20 protein-coding genes are annotated in these 20,555 nt (G+C 43.2%); 3 read left to right on the top strand and 17 right to left on the bottom strand.

The window, feature by feature from the left end:
• Window positions 1–201 precede the first annotated feature (201 nt).
• From glgB to CLV51_RS15130, 13 genes are all read right to left on the bottom strand, one after another.
• On the bottom strand, window positions 202–2,136 hold the full coding sequence (glgB, locus tag CLV51_RS15070; protein ID WP_106528898.1) for a 1,4-alpha-glucan branching protein GlgB: 1,935 nt from the start codon (window positions 2,134–2,136) through the stop codon (window positions 202–204).
• Window positions 2,137–2,283: 147 nt separating this feature from the next.
• Window positions 2,284–4,095, bottom strand: coding sequence for a DEAD/DEAH box helicase (locus CLV51_RS15075; protein WP_106528899.1), 1,812 nt, complete (start codon window positions 4,093–4,095; stop codon window positions 2,284–2,286).
• A gap of 168 nt (window positions 4,096–4,263) precedes the next feature.
• Window positions 4,264–5,571: a 30S ribosomal protein S12 methylthiotransferase RimO gene (gene rimO / locus CLV51_RS15080; RefSeq protein ID WP_106528900.1), complete on the bottom strand. Its 1,308-nt coding sequence runs from the start codon at window positions 5,569–5,571 to the stop codon at window positions 4,264–4,266.
• 223 nt (window positions 5,572–5,794) lie between these two features.
• Entirely contained in the window at window positions 5,795–6,676 is an 882-nt protein-coding gene (locus CLV51_RS15085; protein ID WP_106528901.1) for a cupin-like domain-containing protein, read from the bottom strand.
• Window positions 6,677–6,893: 217 nt separating this feature from the next.
• Window positions 6,894–7,856 carry a signal recognition particle-docking protein FtsY gene (ftsY, locus tag CLV51_RS15090; protein ID WP_106528902.1) on the bottom strand — a complete coding sequence of 321 codons (963 nt, stop codon included), beginning with the start codon at window positions 7,854–7,856 and terminating at the stop codon, window positions 6,894–6,896.
• Window positions 7,857–8,281: 425 nt separating this feature from the next.
• Window positions 8,282–8,455, bottom strand: coding sequence for a DUF4295 domain-containing protein (locus CLV51_RS15095; protein WP_106528903.1), 174 nt, complete (start codon window positions 8,453–8,455; stop codon window positions 8,282–8,284).
• Between the two features lie 71 nt (window positions 8,456–8,526).
• Entirely contained in the window at window positions 8,527–8,709 is a 183-nt protein-coding gene (gene rpmG, locus CLV51_RS15100; protein ID WP_089896023.1) for a 50S ribosomal protein L33, read from the bottom strand.
• 30 nt (window positions 8,710–8,739) lie between these two features.
• Window positions 8,740–8,976, bottom strand: coding sequence for a 50S ribosomal protein L28 (rpmB, locus tag CLV51_RS15105; RefSeq protein WP_106528904.1), 237 nt, complete (start codon window positions 8,974–8,976; stop codon window positions 8,740–8,742).
• A 192-nt stretch (window positions 8,977–9,168) separates the two neighbouring features.
• The gene (locus tag CLV51_RS15110; RefSeq protein ID WP_106528905.1) at window positions 9,169–9,756 is read right to left on the bottom strand and encodes a carboxymuconolactone decarboxylase family protein; all 588 of its coding nucleotides are present in this window, start codon (window positions 9,754–9,756) and stop codon (window positions 9,169–9,171) included.
• Between the two features lie 114 nt (window positions 9,757–9,870).
• On the bottom strand, window positions 9,871–10,425 hold the full coding sequence (locus tag CLV51_RS15115; protein ID WP_106528906.1) for a peroxiredoxin: 555 nt from the start codon (window positions 10,423–10,425) through the stop codon (window positions 9,871–9,873).
• 423 nt (window positions 10,426–10,848) lie between these two features.
• Window positions 10,849–11,754, bottom strand: a complete 906-nt coding sequence (locus CLV51_RS15120; protein ID WP_106528907.1) for a serine hydrolase — start codon at window positions 11,752–11,754, stop codon at window positions 10,849–10,851.
• A gap of 94 nt (window positions 11,755–11,848) precedes the next feature.
• Entirely contained in the window at window positions 11,849–12,577 is a 729-nt protein-coding gene (gene bshB1 / locus CLV51_RS15125; protein ID WP_106528908.1) for a bacillithiol biosynthesis deacetylase BshB1, read from the bottom strand.
• Window positions 12,578–12,623: 46 nt separating this feature from the next.
• Window positions 12,624–13,127 (bottom strand): hypothetical protein, encoded by a 504-nt coding sequence (locus tag CLV51_RS15130; protein WP_106528909.1) that lies wholly within the window; start codon window positions 13,125–13,127, stop codon window positions 12,624–12,626.
• 154 nt (window positions 13,128–13,281) lie between these two features.
• Between CLV51_RS15130 and CLV51_RS15135 the strand changes: the two genes are divergently transcribed.
• Window positions 13,282–13,761: an SRPBCC family protein gene (locus CLV51_RS15135; RefSeq protein ID WP_106528910.1), complete on the top strand. Its 480-nt coding sequence runs from the start codon at window positions 13,282–13,284 to the stop codon at window positions 13,759–13,761.
• Between the two features lie 6 nt (window positions 13,762–13,767).
• On the opposite strand, the gene CLV51_RS15140 is transcribed toward CLV51_RS15135, so the two are convergent.
• The 4 genes from CLV51_RS15140 to CLV51_RS15155 form a co-directional block, all read right to left on the bottom strand.
• Window positions 13,768–14,394: a DUF4294 domain-containing protein gene (locus CLV51_RS15140; RefSeq protein WP_245898753.1), complete on the bottom strand. Its 627-nt coding sequence runs from the start codon at window positions 14,392–14,394 to the stop codon at window positions 13,768–13,770.
• Between the two features lie 80 nt (window positions 14,395–14,474).
• Window positions 14,475–15,476, bottom strand: coding sequence for an alpha/beta hydrolase (locus tag CLV51_RS15145; RefSeq protein WP_106528912.1), 1,002 nt, complete (start codon window positions 15,474–15,476; stop codon window positions 14,475–14,477).
• A 131-nt stretch (window positions 15,477–15,607) separates the two neighbouring features.
• Entirely contained in the window at window positions 15,608–18,094 is a 2,487-nt protein-coding gene (gene ccsA, locus CLV51_RS15150) for a cytochrome c biogenesis protein CcsA (protein ID WP_106528913.1), read from the bottom strand.
• A gap of 127 nt (window positions 18,095–18,221) precedes the next feature.
• A complete protein-coding gene (locus CLV51_RS15155) occupies window positions 18,222–18,620 on the bottom strand; it encodes a cytochrome c maturation protein CcmE domain-containing protein (RefSeq protein ID WP_106528914.1) in 399 nt (132 codons plus the stop codon).
• Window positions 18,621–18,856: 236 nt separating this feature from the next.
• Between CLV51_RS15155 and CLV51_RS15160 the strand changes: the two genes are divergently transcribed.
• Together CLV51_RS15160 and CLV51_RS15165 are read left to right on the top strand one after the other, a co-directional pair.
• Window positions 18,857–19,900: an agmatinase family protein gene (locus tag CLV51_RS15160; protein ID WP_106528915.1), complete on the top strand. Its 1,044-nt coding sequence runs from the start codon at window positions 18,857–18,859 to the stop codon at window positions 19,898–19,900.
• A 15-nt stretch (window positions 19,901–19,915) separates the two neighbouring features.
• The gene (locus tag CLV51_RS15165) at window positions 19,916–20,503 is read left to right on the top strand and encodes a hypothetical protein (protein WP_106528916.1); all 588 of its coding nucleotides are present in this window, start codon (window positions 19,916–19,918) and stop codon (window positions 20,501–20,503) included.
• The last annotated feature ends 52 nt before the right edge of the window (window positions 20,504–20,555 follow it).

The raw sequence follows: 20,555 nt of genomic DNA on the forward strand, positions 1-20,555 counted from the left end.
AACAAACGTCTTATAATAGATAGGATAAATATGAAAAGGTTTAATGAGTAGAGAAAATTTTATGGCACATTTCGCCTAATAGCCTTGGTACCACTAAGTTAGCAGGATTTACAACAAAAAAAATCTCCCCTGAGGGAGATTTATCAGTAGCATAAAATAATATAACACAATATCTCCCGCAGGGAGAATATATCGGTAGGTTTAAATCAACCTTAAAATAGTAGCCCCCAATGGTGGCAAACGCAAAGAAAGCGTGTAGTCCTTGCCGTTATATGTTTGTTTTACAGACTTTAATATGCCTGTATTTATGACACCACTTCCATAATATTTAGGGGCATCACTGTTGAGAATTTCTTCCCATTGCCCATCTATCGGCACACCTACCAGGTAGTTCTCCCGCACCACAGGTGTCATGTTCAACACTATCAATAAAAAATCCTTTGGACGACTGCCTTTACGGGCATAAGCCAGTACACAATTATCATAGTCATTCACCGTAATCCATTCAAAACCAGCTGCATCAAACTGTTGTTCATGCAACGCTCTGGCATCGGTATATAAGCGATTGATATCTTTTACAAAATCCTGTAACCCTTTATGTGGCGCATATTTCAGCAGGTGCCAGTCTAACTCCCCACGGAAATTCCATTCAGACGTTTGTCCAAACTCATCCCCCATAAACATCAACTTACTCCCCGGATGCGTAAACATATAACTATATAACAAGCGCAGGTTAGCAAACTTCTGCCAGTCGTCGCCCGGCATTTTATACAGCAACGGTGATTTCCCATGCACTACTTCATCATGGCTCAGCGGTAACATGAAGTTTTCGCCAAAGGCATACACCAGGCTAAAAGTCAGGTCATTCTGATACCATTTACGATGGATAGGGTCCTTTTTGAAATAATCCAGTGTATCATTCATCCAACCCATCATCCACTTCATACCAAAGCCCAAACCGCCCATAAACGTAGGTCTGGATACACCGTAATGAGAGGTGGAGTCTTCTGCAATGGTTTGTACATCCGGGAACAGTGCGTACACTGTTTCATTCATCTTTTTCAGGAAACTGATCGCTTCCAGGTTTTCATTCCCCCCTACCTCATTAGGTACCCAGGCGCCTTTTTCGCGGGAATAATCAAGGTGTATCATAGAAGCTACCGCATCTACGCGTAAGCCATCTGCATGAAATCTATCAAACCAAAAAATAGCATTACTCAATAAAAAAGAACGCACTTCATTGCGTGCATAATTAAAAATATAACTGTTCCAATCCGGGTGATAACCCTTACGCATATCCGCATATTCATACACATGTGATCCGTCGAAACGGTACAATCCATGCGCATCATAGGGAAAATGCGATGGTACCCAATCCAGTATCACACCAATATCTGCCAGATGAAACGCTTCAATCATCTCCATCAGGTCCTGCGGCGTACCATACCTGGAGGTGGGCGCAAAATAACCGGTTAACTGATACCCCCAGGAGCCATCAAAAGGATGTTCCATCACCGGCATCAGCTCTACATGCGTAAATCCCATTTCCTTTACATAAGGTACCAGCATGTCGGCTATTTCCTGGTAAGAATACACGCTTTCCTCATCTGTAGGATCAGGACGGCGCCAGGAACCCAGGTGGATCTCGTACACAGAATAAGGGCTGTTCAGCGAATTGCGCTTACTTCGCTGGCTCATCCATTTTTTATCATCCCATTCATAATCCAGGGGATGCACAATAGAAGCCGTTTGCGGACGTACTTCCCAATAGTTGGCATATGGATCTCCCTTGATCAGTTCTTCACCGCTATTGGAGCGGATAAAATATTTATACAGGGAACCGGCCTTCACAGCAGGCACAAAACCTTCCCATATACCGGAACTATCCCATCGTGGAAATAAGGTATGGGTATAATGATCCCATCCGTTAAAATCACCCATTACGGCTACAAATGCAGCATTGGGCGCCCATACGGCGAAATAGGTGCCGGTCACGCCTTCAGATTCTAAAGGATGTGCACCAAACTTTTCGTATAGCCGGTAATGTGAGCCGGCCTGAAACAAGGTAATATCACTGGAGGAAAAGAGGGATAATGGTTCAACATACTGTAAAGCGCTATTAGTATCTCCGGTCATAAATAACGTGTGAATTGGGTGTCTAGGTTAACAAGATAGTTTAAATTTTGGAAACTGACAGATACTGCGAAATAGATACGTATATAAAAAGAAAAAGGTGCCCTTACGGACACCTTCTCTTTTTTATCGCTATTCCTTTTAAGGGAATTAGTATTTCTTTTTGTAAGGAGGTTTGCTACCACCACCGAAAGACTCGCGTCTGTCGCCACCGCTGCGGCTACCGCCACTGCGACTGCCACCACCGCCTTCAGGGCTCCAGCTTCTTTTACGTGGAGCACCACCATCTTCTCTGCGTGGGCCACGTTCCGGACGATCACCACCAGTACGGACACGTTTATCGCCGTCCTGAGACATTTCTATCCTCACGCTGCGACCATTGTATTCCAGTTTCTTGAAGGCCTCAGTTACTTTTGGTAATTCTTCATTCTCTACTTCAAAGAAAGAATAAACACCTTTCAGATCAATACGACCGATCTTGTTACCACGTAAACCAGTACTGTCACACAGGTAACGGAGCATATCGCCACGGTTGAAATCATCTACTGATCCAAGATTGATGAACAGACGGGTAAATTTACCATTGCTTCTGCTAGCGCCTCTGCTATCGTCTCCAATAGCACCACGTACGCCGTCTTTTGCATTCAGATCAGGAGCATCCTGATAGTATTCCAGGAACTGGTTAAATTCCAGGGAAGCAAAACGTTTGATCAGTTCTTCCTTGCTCATAGACGCAAACTCTTCGTTGATGCGTTCCATGTAAGGTTCAATCTGCTCTTCGTTTACTACTACGTTGTGTACTTTATGAACAAGACCAAACAGTTGTTTTTCGCAAACTGCAAAACCATCCGGCACTTCAGCTTTCACAAATTTCTTACCGATTACACGTTCAATCTGGCGGATTTTACCGGTATCACGTGCGCTGATGATAGCGATAGAGATACCTGATTTACCTGCTCTACCAGTACGACCACTTCTGTGTGTGTAGTTTTCTACATCATCTGGTAAGTCGTAGTTGATTACGTGCGTAACGCTATCCACGTCAATACCACGGGCAGCCACATCTGTTGCTACCAGCACCTGCAGTGCTCTTTCGCGGAAACGCTTCATTACTTTATCACGCTGCTGCTGGGTAAGATCGCCATGCAATGCATCTGCATTGTAGCCATCTTTAATCAGTGATTCAGCAATTTCCTGTGATTCAATTTTGGTACGGGTAAATATAATACCAAAAATTTCAGGGTTGAAATCCACGATACGTTTGAGGGCCGCGTATTTTTCACGTGGACGAACAATGTAGTATTCGTGTTCTATATTAACGTTACCGCTGTTTTTATTACCAACCGTCAGTTCAAACGGATCTTCCATGTACTTCTTTGCGATACGACGCACTTCCTGTGGCATGGTAGCTGAGAACAACCAGGTAGTTTTACCTTCCGGTGTGTTGGAGAGAATGCTGTTGATATCTTCCTGGAATCCCATGTTCAGCATTTCATCTGCTTCATCCAGTATTGCATAACGAACATTGTCAAAATTGATCGCACCGCGGTCAATGATATCCAGTAAACGACCGGGAGTTGCTACAACAATGTGTACTCCTCTTTTCAGGTCACGCAGCTGTTGTACGATGCTGGAACCTCCGTATACCGCAACGATGCTAACATCGCCCAGGTACTTACTAAAATTCTTCAGATCGTTTGTAATCTGCAGGCACAGCTCACGGGTAGGACATAAAATCAGACCCTGTGGTTTATTTAATTTCAGATCCAGTTGCTGCAGCAAAGGCAAGCCAAATGCAGCAGTTTTACCGGTGCCCGTCTGGGCCAGACCTACGAAATCGCGGTCTCCTCCTAACAATACTGGTATTGCCTGTTCCTGAATGGGTGTTGGGGAAACGAAGCCCAGGTCCGTAATTCCCTTTAAGAGAGGCTCTTGTAAGCCCAGTGATTCAAATGTAGTCATTGATTTGCATTAATCAAGCTCCGTCGGGAGCTGTGAAAAGCTTTTAGCTGTTAGCTATTAGCTGTTAGAAATATTATTATTGGTATTAACTGTTAGCATCATGCTAAAAGCTAATGGTTGCTTGTGAATCGCTCAACTAATAGCTAACAGCTAATAGCTAATCGCTTCTTATACCAGTTCCCCTTCGAGGTCGTAGTCAAATGCCTTCGTGATGCGTACTTCCACAAAATCACCTGGTTTGAGGCGTTTGGTGGTGTCTATGATCACTTCATTATCTACTTCCACCGAATCAAACTCGGTACGGGCAAGAAATCGGCCCGATTCTTTTTTATCTACTATTACTTTAAAAATCTTTCCTACTTTCTCCTGGTTCTTTTCCAGGGAAATTTCCTGCTGCACTTCCATTATTTCCTGCGCTCTTCTTTCTTTCTCTTCTGCAGGAATATTATCTTCCAGCTCGTAGGCACTGGTGCCTTCTTCATGACTGTAAGTAAATACTCCTACACGGTCAAAGCGCATTCTTTCGAGGAAGCTTTTCAGCTCTTCCACATCATCTTCCGTTTCACCGGGGAAACCAGCAATCAATGTAGTACGCAAACAAATGCCTGGTACTTTTGCACGGATGGCATGTACGAGTTCTTCAATTTCTTCGCGGGTAATCTGGCGTTTCATAGCCTTCAACATGGCATTGGATGCATGTTGTAAAGGCATATCCAGATATTTGCAGATGTTCGGAAACTCGTTCATCGCATCCAGGATCTCCATCGGAAACTTGGTAGGATAGGCATAATGCAGACGAATCCACTCTAAACCCTTTACTCCTGCGAGGGCACGCATCAGGTCACCCAAGCGACGCTGCTTGTACAGATCCAGACCATAGTAGGTCAGCTCCTGTGCAATGAGCATGATTTCCTTTACACCGGATTTTACCAGCTTCTCTGCTTCCAGCACCAATTCTTCAATCGGTTTTGAAACGTGTTGACCACGCATCAGCGGAATAGCGCAGAATGAACAGGTACGGTTACAGCCTTCTGCTATTTTCAGGTAAGCATAATGTGAGGGAGTGCTGAGCAATCTTTCTCCTATCAGCTCGGCCTTGTAATCGGCATCAAATTTCTTCAGGATCAAAGGCAGTTCCATGGTACCAAACCAGGCATCCACACCGGCAATTTCTGATTCAAGATCACCACGATAACGCTCACTTAAGCAACCGGTAACATATACTTTGTCCAATTTACCACGCTGTTTCAGGTCTACCTGTTCCAGAATGGTATTAATCGATTCTTCTTTGGCTTTGTCAATAAAACCACAGGTGTTTACTACAACAATATTATGGTCGCGCTTAGCACTTTCATGCACCACATCAATATCATTGGCCAGGAGCTGTCCGCTCAGAACCTCTGAATCCACCATATTCTTGGAGCAACCAAGTGTAATAATATTAACCTTGTCTTTCTTTAAAGTTTTCGTCTTCAAGCGCGAATGTTTTAGAGCATGCGGTCAAGCATTTTTTTTGAACCGCTTACCGCCACGAAGACACACAGACACTAATTGAATATAACAGCAGACTTACTGTATGTGACTTGAGTCTTAGTGGGGTTGAAATAAGGAAGGTGCAAAGGTAGCGAAAAGAATTGGTAATAAAGAAATTTAAGATAAGTAATTGCAAATTAATCACTTAACCCAAATTCCGGCTGGTTTACCTAACCTGCTGTAAAACCTTATCCGCACGTTGATGCGCCATTTTACGCTTATAATAGTACCACCACCTGGGTGCCATTTTAATCATCAGGTTATTCATGCCCCGCAGCCCCAGCAAATGATACAGACCATTGAGCTTACCCAGCAAAGAGGGATCCATAGCGCGCAAACTCATGGCAAAGCCCCCATCCAGGTATTCCATATGGTGCCAGTAACCAGCCGGCATAAACATAGTATCTCCATGGTTCAGAATGGTAGTATAGCCACGGGCGTGCTCCAGCGCAGGAAATTGTTCTACGTCAAGTTTTTCATGCCAGTTCACAAAGTTAGCTGCACTCTCTACCGTAAAAGGCATGCGGTATATAAAAGGAGCTTGCTTGTTTTCCAGCAATAATACACGCTTACGTCCCAGGAACTGGGTATGAAAAATATGGGATAAGTCAATATCGTAGTGCATATGCGCTACAGAACCGGCTCCACCCACAAACAGCATGGGGTATTTTTTCAGAAAGCCGGTGGCCAGTATATCCGGCCAGATGAAATCCTCCACTAATTGTGGTGCATGCTGGAAGATGTTGAACAGGAAGATACGGAGCTTTACCGGCCCCTTCTTTACCATATCCAGGTAGTTGCCGAAAGGAATGTAATCGTCTGCTCCGTTTACCAGCGTATTCACACCGGCGCGCTCGTTATTATAAACGCCTACCGTTTTATCCCCTACTATAGATTTGAAATAATCCCAGGTCCATTTAGAATAGGCTGGCCAGTTTTTGCTTAACCCTCCTGCCGAAATGATGACAGGTTTACGGGGTTTGTAGTAGTTTTTCTTAAATTCCGCTGGTGTAATGTCTTCAACTCGGTCTATGTGCTGTATAATCATAACTTGCGAATTGTTAAAATAAGGGAACAAAAAGGGAACCAACTATTCAAATATAATAAATGCAATAATATTTAAACAGAAACAAGAAAACGAAGGAAAGGTTGATAAAATGTAACCGGGCCCCTTTCATGGAGCCCGAATAGTAGTTTTTATTTAAAGTAAAATATTAAGTAAGGTTGATTTTAATTCGTAAACAACATTAATAATATACAGATAATCAACTATTTACACTAAACAGAGAATCTACAAAACTTTCTTTATTAAATACCTGTAAATCTTCCATTTTTTCACCGATACCGATGTATTTTACAGGGATTTTGAACTGATTGGCAATGGCCAGTACCACCCCACCTTTAGCAGTTCCATCCAATTTTGTAATCGCCAGCGCAGTTACTTCGGTAGTGGCAGTAAACTGACGGGCCTGCTCCAGCGCATTTTGCCCGGTAGAACCATCCAACACCAGCAATACTTCATGCGGTGCATCAGGTATTACCTTTTTCATCACACGCTTTATTTTGCCCAGCTCATCCATCAGGTGCAATTTATTATGCAAACGACCTGCGGTGTCTATAATAATTACATCCACGTCTTTTGCTACGCCGCTCTGTACAGTATCAAAAGCTACCGCTCCGGGATCCGATCCCATCTGCTGCTTTACAATAGGTACGCCTGCACGCTCACTCCAGATAGTCAGCTGATCAACCGCTGCGGCACGGAAAGTATCTGCTGCTCCCAGCATAACAGATTTTCCTGCTTTCTTAAAGTTATAGGCCAGTTTGCCAATGGTGGTGGTTTTACCAACACCATTTACGCCCACTACCATGATCACATAAGGTTTTTTATCCGCTGGCACATCAAAATCACGGAAGCCGCTATCCGGTGCCTCTACCAGTAATGCTGCAATCTCTTCCTGCAACATCCTGTTCAACTCACTGGTTCCCAGATATTTATCTTTCGCCACACGTTGTTCAATGCGATCTATTATCTTCACGGTAGTATCTACACCAACATCTGCAGAAATCAGGGCATCTTCCAGGTTATCCAATACTTCGGTGTCCACGGTCGACTTACCGGCAATAGCGCGTCCTATCTTACTCAGGAAGCTTTCTTTGGTTTTTTGTAAACCCTGATCCAGATTTTCCTTCTTCTCCCTGGAAAATAGTTTATTGAAAAAGCTCATAGTTAATTTTATTGGGCCTGGAATCTTATAACTCCAGCCTATTTTGAGTTATCCGGCTGCTTTGCGACAGCATAGTTTCAAACAAGTTGCTAAAGTACATCTTTTGTGTTAACAATCACCGGCCGGCATATTATGCGGCCTTCGGCCGCTGTCTTTTCTTTAGCAGGATTAGACTGATTAAGATGATTATCCTGATTTTATTTTCCACTGAAAGATATCTATATCGTTTTATAGCATGCTTTTAGAAAATCAGAAAGAATGTTGATTCGAAAGAAATAAAATCAGGATAATCATCTTAATCAGTCTAATCCTGCTAAAGAAAAGACAAAAGCCGAAGGCTTTCCCCCTACGCATACCGAATAGTATGAACACAAAAAGCTGTCCGTTTAACGGGACAGCTTTTCAGTATTATAAGTAAAGCCGAATTACTTCTGGTTGTTGATGTGCTCCTGTATTTTATCCTTGTGCACGATAGCCTCTTTGAAGGTATAGGCACCGGTTTTAGGAGAACGCACAGCTCTAATCACTTTTGTCCAAACTTTAGATTCAGCGGCTGCTTTTGCGTCTTTCTTGATCGCGGTTTTTGCTGCTTTTGCCATTTTATACTATTGTTTTTATGGTCAAATGGCTATATGGCTGTTTTGCAAACAAGCCATTAACCATTAACAATTTATTTAATTTCTTTGTGTACAGTAACTTTCCTTAAAATAGGATTGTACTTTTTCAACTCCAGACGCTCAGGAGTATTCTTCTTATTCTTGTTAGAGATGTAACGGGAAGTTCCGGGCTGACCAGAGGTCTTGTGCTCAGTGCACTCCAGAATTACCTGTACTCTATTACCTTTTTTTGCCATTGTGTATTACAAATTAAGTGAGTCTTAGAATTAAATTGCCTGACCAGCTGCACGCAATTCCTTCACAACTGCATACAAACCTCTTTTGTTGATAGTTCTTAAACCATCAGTAGATACTTTTAAAGATATCCATTTGTCTTCTTCCGCCAGGAAAAAGCGTTTTTTCTGCAGGTTAGGTAGAAACCTTCTATTTGTCTTGATGTTGGAGAAGGAAACATGGTGACCTGTAATCGGCTTCTTTCCTGTTACCTGACATACTCTTGCCATGATCTAAAAATTTAGGAATGCAAAAGTCCATTTTTTTTATGGATTTTGCAAATATTATTAAATGAATTTATTCACAAGTTCGATAAAAGTCTCTCAAAAGGGCCTTTCACTTAAATTGCGAACACAATGCAAATTATTGATAATCAAATAATTATCAGACAAATTTCCATCTGTCTTTTGCCGATATATTTTTTACAATAAAACGATCAGACTACGCAATATAGCACCTAATCTTACCGCTTCCAGCACACGTTGCTGGTCCGTACCATGTTTTAATAATGCTTCTTCGTGGGAAGTAACACACATTTCGCAGCCATTCAGTGCAGACACTACAAGGCTCAATAACTCAAAAAACTCCTTCCCTAAAACCGGATTTGCCATAATGCTCATCCGGATACCAGCAGGAGTAGCTGTGTAAAACTCCTTATTCACAAAATGCCTGAAACGATAATACACGTTATTGGCATTCATGAGAGAAGTACAGCTGATCACTTCCGCAATATCCTTGTCATTTGCACCTTCCTGTGTAGCCAGTTTTTCAAAAGCAGCCTGCAAAGCAGTATGCTTCTCATTTACCGCCACTGCAACACCTATCAGGTAAGCCTCTTTTTTAGAGAGCGCAGGAGCAGCCAGGGCATTGGCAACATTGATCTTCAGATCTTTCAGATAACGTGCATCCGCATTTGCAAGCGACTGCAAACGTGCTGATATCTCTGCACCAGCCAAACCTACTGCTTCCAGTATTTGAATGGCCGTATCCTGATTTGTAGTTGCAAACATATATATTTATTTTTTGTACTATTAATTACGAATTACGAATTGCGAATTACGGATCGAAGCGGTCTTCGCTTCGATCCGTAATTCGCAATTCGTAATTCGTAATTATTTTATAAATTAAACAGCTAAGGTAGCTTCACCTTTAGTCCAGTTGCAAGGACACAGTTCGTCAGTTTGTAATGCATCCAGTACACGCAATACTTCTTTCACACTACGGCCTACAGACAGGTCGTACAAAGAAACCCAACGCACAATACCCTGTGGATCTACAATGTAAGTAGCACGGTAAGCAACTTTTTCGTTTGCTTCCAGGATACCCAGTTCAGTTGCCAGAGATTTGGAAGTATCTGCCAGCATCGGGAACTGTAAACCACGCAGGTCTTCGTGATCTCTTCTCCATGCAGCATGTACAAATTCGCTATCAGTAGAAGCACCAATCAGAACTGCATCACGGTCAGCAAAATCCTGTGCGTGTTTGTTAAATTCAGCGATTTCGGTAGGACAAACAAAAGTGAAATCTTTAGGCCACCAAAACATAACCATCCATTTACCGGAGTTTCTCAGTTCTTCAGAAGACAGTTCATAAAATTCTTTGCCTTTTTCGATGGAAACAACAGCCGTTTTTTTGAATTCGGGAAACTCAGACCCTACGGATAAGATAACATTTTTCATAATAACTTATTTCTCTTTTTGATTTATAGATCTATCTAATTCTTTTTGACGGCGCAAAGATCCCATTACATTAATTATTAAGCAAATAGATTTTAGAAATGTGGCATTGAAATTCTCTATATATATGATTTTCCGCTGTAGTAAAGCATATCAGTAAGGGATACCGGCATATAATCAAAAGAAATGTCTCAGGCTTAACATTTTCATGCTATTTCTGTAACATTTTGGCACGCTATTTAGTTATATGTACAGAGATTAATTTAACATAGCATGGAAATGAAGAAAAAATATTTACTACTGGTGGTTATAACGATTGGACTTGCTTTGATTCCGTTTATTAAAAACAGCATCATCAAACACGATGAATTCGACGCTACCCGAGATCTGTTCATTTAGTGTTTAGCGGGTTCCATTGTACCGTTCCTAGAACTGCTGCCCCATGTCGGGGTTGGGTTTCCATTTGCTGGCAGGTTCATAATACTGCCAGATAACATCACCCACCCTCCGCAATAATTGCCAGGCCTCATTATCATAGTGCCAACGCTGATCCTGATTGTTTTTGGTAATCATGCAATAGACATAGTCGCCATGAGGCGCATTCACCATGATCACTTCTGATCGTGACTCATCTACTGCGCCGGTTTTGGAGGCAGTACGAATATTTGGTGGTACCCGCAATACACCTTCTGCATCCCAGTAATTACGTGTAAGGTTACGATACATCCGCTCACTGGCGGTTTTGCTGATCACTTCACCCTTATAAACCATCTCCATTAAACGCGCCATTTCGCGCGGACTCGTTTGGCCCCAGCCGTATTGTTTCCTTTCAGCTTCTCTTCCTTTGGTGCGGGAATTTACACGCAGGTGCTCAAAACCATTGTCCTGCAGCCACTGATTAATTTGCACTCCCCCACCAGCCAATGATTGCAGCCACAAGCTGGCAGTATTATCGCTCATGGTAAGCATCAGCATCACTACCTTATCTAATGCTATCTGCTGGCTATCTTTAAAAGATCCCAGTATATCCTCTCCTTCATACAACAACGAATCCCTGTAAACCAGGTTTTGGTGGTATTGCAACTCCCCTTTCGACAGTTTATTGAAAATACCTACCTGGATAGCTGTTTTAATCATGCTGGCGGTAGGAAACGTTGAATCGGCATTAATGGCCACCGTACTACCCGTTTTAAGGTTATGTACATATATACCGGCCTGTCCGTGGTGAGAAGCCAGCATAGGGGTTAAAATGGCCGTAAGACGCTTATCGGTATTTTGGGCAGCGGCGTGTGTAAATGCCAGCAACAGGAAAAAGGGAAGCAGCGTTTTCATATAAACAAGATAAAAAAAGAATTACGAATTGGGAATTACGATATAAGCGAAGATCATTTCGATCCGTAATTCCCAATTCGTAATTCGTAATTCTTTATGTTACCTCATTAATCAGATCTGCGAAATTGCGTATACCTATCATTTTAGCCGACGTATAGCCTTCAGCGTAGTCTACGCCTACCATTTTGCCTAACATCTTGGCGCGATAAACAACGCTGTCAAAAAAGCCGGTACCGGAAATGTAGGTTTGTGGCTCATTGTCTTTTGCAGCCAGGAACTGTGAGCTGAAACTTTTAATAGCTTCCAGCTTTTTTTCTATAACAGCGGTGATATCTACCACAAAATCAGGCTCATGATAACGGTCCTGCAAAAAGTGGAATACCTGCCGGGGACGCCATGCTTCCTGCGGCTGCCCATCTGCGGATGTTTCTATCTTCCTTAATCCTGCCAGAAAACAGCTGTCTGCTATTAGTTTGGCAGCCCGCCCATGATCAGGGTGACGGTCATCAATAGCATTAGCGAGTACGATGTCGGGGCGGTACTTACGAATAGCCATAATGATGGCCATCTGTTCCATTGTGTCATTTCTGAAGAAACCATCGGCCAATCCAAGGTTTTCACGCGCTGACAAACCCATAATTTTTGCGGCTGTTTGGGCTTCTTCCTCACGAAGTGCCGGGGTGCCACGGGTACCCAGTTCACCACGGGTAAGATCTACTACACCTACTTTCATTCCCTGTTGCGCATGGACCATCAAAGTGCCTGCACAACCCAGTTCTACGTCATCCGGGTGCACAGCTATTGCAAGTATATCCAGTTTCATATGCTGTAAATTGAGGTGCAAAGATGGGGAATTATTTTATATGACATCACTCTTCCCTACTGCTAATAAGAATACCCACTTTCCGGTCCATAACCTGGTATTTGTCCTGCAACTCTTGCTCAGAAAGGATTTTAACGGAGATAAATGTTTTTGTATCAACGGTCATAAGACCCATTTCATTATTGGTTGTGATAGGCTTGTTGTTAACGATGAAATAGAAGCTGCTATCGTTGCCATATTTATGCAACAGGCTATCATAGGCCGGAGACATAAGGCTCAGCAATGTATTCACCCGTTTACGGGCAAAGGGCTTTGTTTCTACGTATACCACACCGTTGGCTGCCTGGCTGCCGTATTTCAACAGTGTTTTAGTCCCCTTTCCGGTAGCAATGGTGATTAAACCTATCTTATCCGGCGTAACCTGCCCAATGATACTTTGGGTTACCACTACACTGTCCAGTACATACACCGGATCATCATTTTCTACAGATTGCGCCGTAGCACCAAACGAAAAAAATAATGCACTGATAAGTAAGATCCTTGCTTTCATAATAATCCCTTTTTCATGACAGGCGAATATTACGAAGATAACAGAAAGTGGGTATTCCTATTTTTTTACGGTTATAATAATTATATTTGTAACCGTATGGTTACATAAAAATAGAGACCAATACAATTTATTCTAATGCTTAAAACCATCTTTTATGACTGCAGATCAACATGTGGCATTCGCAGAAGCTGCCATGCTTATTCGCAAACCTGTTACGGAAGTATTTGATGCCTTCATAAATCCAGCCATCACTACTAAGTTCTGGTTTACCAAAAGCAGCGGAAAATTAGTACCAGGTAGTCAGGTGCAATGGACCTGGGAAATGTATGATCATACCACCACCGTTTCCGTTAAAACGGTTATCCCTAATAAGAAAATCATTATTGAATGGGGTAATGGTCCGGAAATAACAACGGTTGAATGGACATTTGAAGCATTAAATGAACACGCAACATTTGTGAGTATAACAGATGGCGGCTATTCAGGTGATGTACAAAAAGTAGTGTCCCAGGTTCGTGGTTCAACAGGTGGATTTACCTTAGTACTGGCAGGTTTGAAAGCATACCTGGAGCATAATATACAGCTTAATTTAATAGGCGACCGGTTTCCAAAGGGCAAAAGTGTTAAGAATTAACCTTAACTAATTATAGGCGCGGTACTGCTGGTATTGTTCGAGTTCCTGTACAATCACCTCGATATCTTTATCTTCCTGTTTATCGTAATCACTTTTGAGGTTGCCACCGAAAAAGAAGGCCACGGTTTGCCATACGCGGGCATTAAAACCGCCTTTCAGTTCCTTGATAATTTCGAAGCAGTTCTGACCAGTTTCGCGGTCAATAAGTTTCATGAGTACTTTGCCCTGGTATACGGAGAGGTTTTCTAATTTATTGCCAAACTGCGCTTTGAGTTCTTTTTCTTTGGTAGCCAGGAATTCTTTGCGTTCCCTTTTGCTGTTCATGGTAGCCAGGCGGCTGTTCACATCTTTCAGCACACGGGAAGCAGATTTTGCATAAGGGTAAGTAACATATACAGCGTTGCGTAAACGGCTCCAGCGTTCATGCTCTTTCCGCAATGCCTTCGGCATCTTCTCCACTACGTCAAATATTGCAAGGGTAATCACCGGGATGGTATCATTCCCTACCACAATGGCATGCAGCGGAATAACGTCAGCTCCGTGTGCCTCCTGCGCCATAGCAGCTGTGTGGCATAGTGATATGCCCAACAGCAGGAAAAGAGAAACGATGATCTGTTTTAGGCAAAGCCGCATAGATATATTAACGTTACTTATATAGTGAATGTTACCACAAGTTAAAAAAGATTTCAGATTTGGGTGGTAATTAAATCGTGTTAGTGTACGGATTTCATTTTCAGTACATCCACCGCAAAATCGTTGATAGCCTTCTCCACAGCGGGTATATCCTGCGAAGTCAGCGAGCAGCCCATTACATGTGTGCCGGCACCGGGAACAGGTACTGCCTCTTTCAAACTATCAGGTGTGCCCAATGCTTTGGCCATATCCACAATAGCAGATACCCGTACTGTCTGATCCTGGTGTTGCTCATCTTTATAATAATATAAACTGAGTACCGGCTGATGTACTTTTTTAAAAGTGGCAGTTGTCATGGTGGATTCCAGCAGGCTTTCCAGCTGTACTACTGCTTCCAGCCGGTAGTTATTATTCCAGTACTGCGCCCTTACCTGATCGGTATCTGTACTATGCCGGAAATCGCCTTTGTTTACCAGGCGCGCCAGTTGCAGGCCCCAGTGATCATTGGCCAGGAAAGCGAGATTGTCGTTGATGGCGATATTGGGCGACATATTGATCATAGCATATATATCGTTCGGGTACATTGCTGCCAGTCGCAGCGCCAAAGTACCACCGGTGGAGGTGCTCATCAGGATCACCTTATCTCCCAGCGCTTTACCAATGCTCAATGCTTCTTCAGCATCTCTCCATAAACCGGCAGCGGTTGTATGCAACAAAGGGTCGCTGGTATCTACACCGTGGCCGTCGAGCCTCGACAGGTAAAGGTTGCAGCCATATCGACGCGCAAAATCGCGGTGTACCGGATCCCCTTCTTCCTGACTGGCAGAAAAGCCATGGAGATATACTACCGCGTATGGTGTTTTGTGAAAACCTGCATCCTGCCATATGATACGGGCCTCATTATCAGGCTTTAACTTGTGTTGTGCTTCCCGCGTCTTTACATAATTTTCAAGGGCCGGACCTGCGGACGGCACTGCCGGCAGTTCGTGATTATATACCGGGTCAGCGGGTTTAGGACCAACCAGATACGCCGCCGCGAGGGTGGCTATAACTATCAGGGATATACGCAGGGCTTTTAGCATTTAGCAGTTAGCTTTTAGGTAATGCAGCGAATAAAAAATGCAGCGGGTATAAATATAAGGTTTAAGAAGAATCTTAAATATTATATTTTTATCCGCTGCATTACCTAAAAGCTAATTGCTAAAAGCTATATTTATTTTCTTACTCTTATTTTTTGATAGATGCTCATCGCAGTACCCATAATGGTAATCAGGATGCCCAACCACAGCACATTGATGTAAGGGAATATCAATGCTTTCATAACGATGTAGTCACTGAAACCGGTGGCTTCCTTCACTTTCAGTTCTATCTTGTTTTCTGCCGGCATAATTTTACTGAACCGTACATTCAATCCCAGCGGCGCCAGTGTATCTTCCACGCTGTATTGGTAACTGCTGTCGCGGATGAAGTAGATCGGCTGCATACTAAAATGATCTGCGGTTTGTGTATACACTTCCAGTTCTGCACCCACAGCCAGGTCGCCTGTTTGCGGCACGTAATTGCGGCTCACCGGTTTGGTATTCAGTCCTTTCAGTACAATAAACCCTTTGGAGAAGAAAACAGAATCACCCTGTTTCATCATATGTGCCGTATATTCTGTGGTATCGGATTTTGCCTCTTCTTCCTTGTTAGGCGCTGCAGATACGTAGGTAAAGATATCTTTTGTAAGATAATGCCTGGAAGCAGGATTGGAAGACAATGCATTTTCCTTTTTGTTTACAAAAGCATCCGGGTAAAGCGTGAATTCCTCCAGCATACTACCGGTTGTTTTATCCTTTTTCTGATAATGTACAACGTAATATGTTTTTGGATCTCCCTGCGCCACAGAATCGCCGGTATAGGTAACATGATAATCACCCATTTGTATCGGTACATTCTTAGGCAACATGATATTCTCGCGCGGATTCTGTTTGCTTTCCTTTTTGAAGAAACCTTCATTCAGCATCTTCATACGATCCACAGAGATCACTTCCATTTTAGCAGAGGAGATCAGGATACCCAGCAACACCATACCAAAACCGATATGCGCTACAGATGCACCCGCATTTTTGATCTTCCCTTTCAGCCCTATAAAGATGTAAGCGAGATTGGCTACTATCGCGTAAATGCTGGCAAACAGCATGATGTAAATAGCAGTGAGGAATCCAGCGCCATAATTATCGTAGGTGATAGTACCCTTCCAGGCTACCAGACCAGTCAATAATAAAGCAACCAGGGTAGGCACCGCCAGTTTTTTGGTGAGCTGTCCGCGTGGTGTATCCTTATATTTCATGAACTGTACGATGGCAGTTAATACGCCGAGTACAATAGCAATCCAGATCTGAATTTTGTTATAATGGAAGATGCTGTCTGATGGCGGCGCAATGTCATCCATCTTAAACAATCCTTTGAGGCCGGTGAGGCTTAGTAATTTATTCCACACGGGAATAGAAGTAGTGAACGTGATCTGTATAGCTGCAATAAGCAGGATCAGCGAACCTACAAACAGCCAGAACTCGCGGGAGTAGCTGTTTTCTTCTTTCTTCACGGATGGTATCTCCTTTCTGCGTATGATCAGTAAGGCAATGGACGGCACCGTAAATACTCCCATAGAAATGAGCAATTGTGCGCTCATACCCATGTCAGTAAAGGAATGCACAGAGGTATCTCCCAAAATACCACTCTTTGTAAGGAAGGAGGAATAAAGGATAAGGATATACGAAATAAAGAAGAAGAACATTGTTGACTTCAGCGAGTGTCCGGTGGATTTATACGCCAGGAGTGTGTGTACACCGGCTACCATTGTCAGCCACGGCACCAGCGACGCATTTTCTACCGGATCCCATGCCCAGTAGCCGCCAAAGTTAAGTGATTCGTAAGCCCAGGCAGCGCCCATCATAATACCAGTGCCCAGCATCATAATAGCGAACAGTCCCCATGGCTGTACCGGTTTTATCCATCCGGTGTAGTCGCGGGTCCATAAACCGGCAAATGCAAAGGAAAAAGGTATGATCATGGAAGCGAAGCCCAGGAACAATACCGGCGGGTGGATCACCATCCAGTAGTTCTGCAGGGTTACATTTAATCCGTTACCATCGTGGATATGCTCCATATAGTTGGCCTGCTGGAAGATAGGCGCCAGTTGGTTTTCCGGTGCATGTCTCAGCAGCATAAATGGATTGCTGCCTACTTTATAGCCCAGGATAAAGATGCCCAGTAACATACTGGCCATGATTACCTGTGCCAGGGAAAATATGGTCATTACCGGCGCTTCCCATTTTTTGGAGGTGCGGATCAGGATAATTCCCAGGATACTGTTCCAGATGCTCCAGAGCAGGAAACTACCTTCCTGATCAGACCAGAGGCTGGATAATAAATATTGGATAGGCAGGTCGCGGGATGTATTGCGCCAGGCGTATTTGTATTCAAAAAAGTGATTATACAGGATATAGTACAGGCAGGCGAAAATCCCTATTACAGCAGCTGATTGTACAACAAAAGACCAGCGGGCGAGTTTTTTCCAGGAGTCCTGCAATGCGGGTTCCTTTATTTTAACTACTCTATAATAAGCCACGGTGGCTACCATAGATGCTACAAATGCCAGTATGGCAAAGAAATGGCCAAGCTGGCCCGGTAATAAGTGTTCCCCTACAAACTTCATAAAATTCCTCTGAGCGATGATTATATTAGAAATTCAGTTATGTAGAGATATCCCTGTTTTGTTCCTGAAACAGTCTTTTACAGAAACAAAATGGCTATATCTCCGGATAACCAAATCATACCATATTTTAAAGTTGTTTGCTGCTCGTGGCAACTCTGTCGTCCTTGTATTTGGACGGACATTTCATCAGTATTTTACTGCAATGAAATTCGTTGCCTTCCATTTTGCCAGTAAGTACTACGGATTCGGCCTTTTCAAAGTCGGTAGGTTTGGCGCCGAAGAATACTACTTTATGTGATTCACCTGTTTTATCGTGTACGTAGAAGCTGAATAAGTTAGCATCTTTAGTTGGATCGTAGCTCATAGCATGCAATGTGTCCAGTTTGCCGATCACATGGAACTCCTTCCCTTCTTTCTCACGGGCGGTAGCGAAAGTTTCATAGGTGCTGAAATCACCTACCATTGTCACTATCACTCCAATTGCTACCGCAATTACCACCAGCAGAATAATATTTGTTTTTTTCATATGAAAATTATCTTCCCTATTGTTTGACACAAGCATCAAAAACCTTTACCAGCGCCTTGTTAGCATCCTTCCCCTTTTGCCTGTATTTATCTCTTTCCGGTTAATCGCGCAAAATTAAGTCAAAATGACCTTCTTCCTGCAAAATTTATATAAAAGGCAATTCTTTTTAGGAGAAGGACGGCTGTAAGTAAACATAATCCTATCTTTGCGCGGAAATTAGAAATTACGATTTTATCATGGCTGATTTATCTCAATTTGACCCTAACTCAGTTGGTCTGCTCTCCAACAACGTTTTTGGCTTACCTTTTTCAGAAGAAGAAGCAAAGCTGGTGTTACTGCCAGTTCCCTGGGAAGTGACTGTATCTTATAGCAATGGTACTGCCCGCGGACCTGAACGTATATTCAGGGCATCTTTCCAGGTAGACTTGTATGATGCAGATGTAAAAGATGGCTGGAAACAGGGTTTTTACATGCGTGAACCTGATAAACACCTGTTACTGCGCAGCGATTACCTGCGTAAAGAGGCAGAGTTATACCTGAAATTTCTGACAGAAGGGGGAGATATTTCAGAGAATGAATTTCTGAAAAAAACACTGGTAGACGTTAGTAACGGTACCAGGGCGATGAACGAATGGGTGTATACGCAAACCAAAGCATTGCTGGAAAAAGGCAAGCTGGTAGGGCTCGTTGGTGGCGACCACAGCACCCCGCTGGGCTTCTTTAAAGCAATCGGCGAAAATAAAGGCGAGTTCGGTATTTTGCAGATAGATGCCCATTGCGATTTGCGTGATGGCTATGAAGGATTCAAATATTCGCATGCCTCCATTATGTACAATGCCCTGGCAGAAGTACCGCAGCTCACAAAGCTGGTACAGGTAGGTATCCGCGACTATTGCGAAGAGGAAGTAGACTATATCCATAACAGTGAAGGCCGCGTAGTTACCTTCTTTGATAAGGATATTAAAGAAAGACAATTTGAAGGGGAAACATGGAAGGCAATCTGCGACAGCATTGTAGCCACTTTACCTCAACAAGTATATATTAGTTTTGATATAGATGGACTGGATCCAAAATTATGTCCCAATACTGGTACCCCGGTAGCTGGTGGTTTTGAAACAGAGCAGATATATTATCTCTTCAAACAGGTACTCGCCAGCGGCCGCAAGCTGATTGGATTTGACCTGAACGAGGTGAGTGCATCACACGACGACTGGGACGCCAATGTAGGCGCCCGCGTACTGTTCAAGCTCTGTAATCTGTTGATCAGTTCTAATTCCTAATCAGACCGTTTCTTCATGTATAGTTTGCGCATCATGCATCCCAATATTGCCAGCAGAATCCGGTTGCTACCGGTAATGCACGGGCTTACCGGCATCCTGTTTCTGTTTAATGCCATTGGCATTTACCGCAGCCCGCAACCGAACTGGTTCCTGGTGGTATTTTTCCTGCTGTTGGGTGGCGCCAGTTTACTGTTTCCTTTTACGATGAAACGGTTTAAGAAGTTCAGCGATGTAAATACGATTGCACGCATGATCCAGGCTTTTGTATGCCTGACAGGCAGTTTGTATTTCTTATCGCATCTGCAGCCTATTACAGGACTGCTGTTATTTGCGGTGGGAATCGGTCTGGCTTATGTAGGCTGGATGGAGTATAAAATATTCCAACCGGTATTTATCAAACTGGACATTACCGGTATCACCCTGCCAACTACCTTTTCCAAAAGGCTCATTGGCTGGAACGAGTTGAATAACGTAATTTTGCGGAACGACTTGTTTACTATTGACTTTAAGAATAACAGGATAATACAGCTGGAAGTGCTGGATGAACCAGGGAAAGAGCAACGTGAAGCATTGAATGCATTCTGCACAAGCAGAACAAATTAAACATTTTCAGCTATTGATAAGCAGCTATATCTTATCAGCAGATGAATATAAT

Source organism: Chitinophaga niastensis, assembly GCF_003014755.1.
Classification (GTDB): domain Bacteria; phylum Bacteroidota; class Bacteroidia; order Chitinophagales; family Chitinophagaceae; genus Chitinophaga; species Chitinophaga niastensis.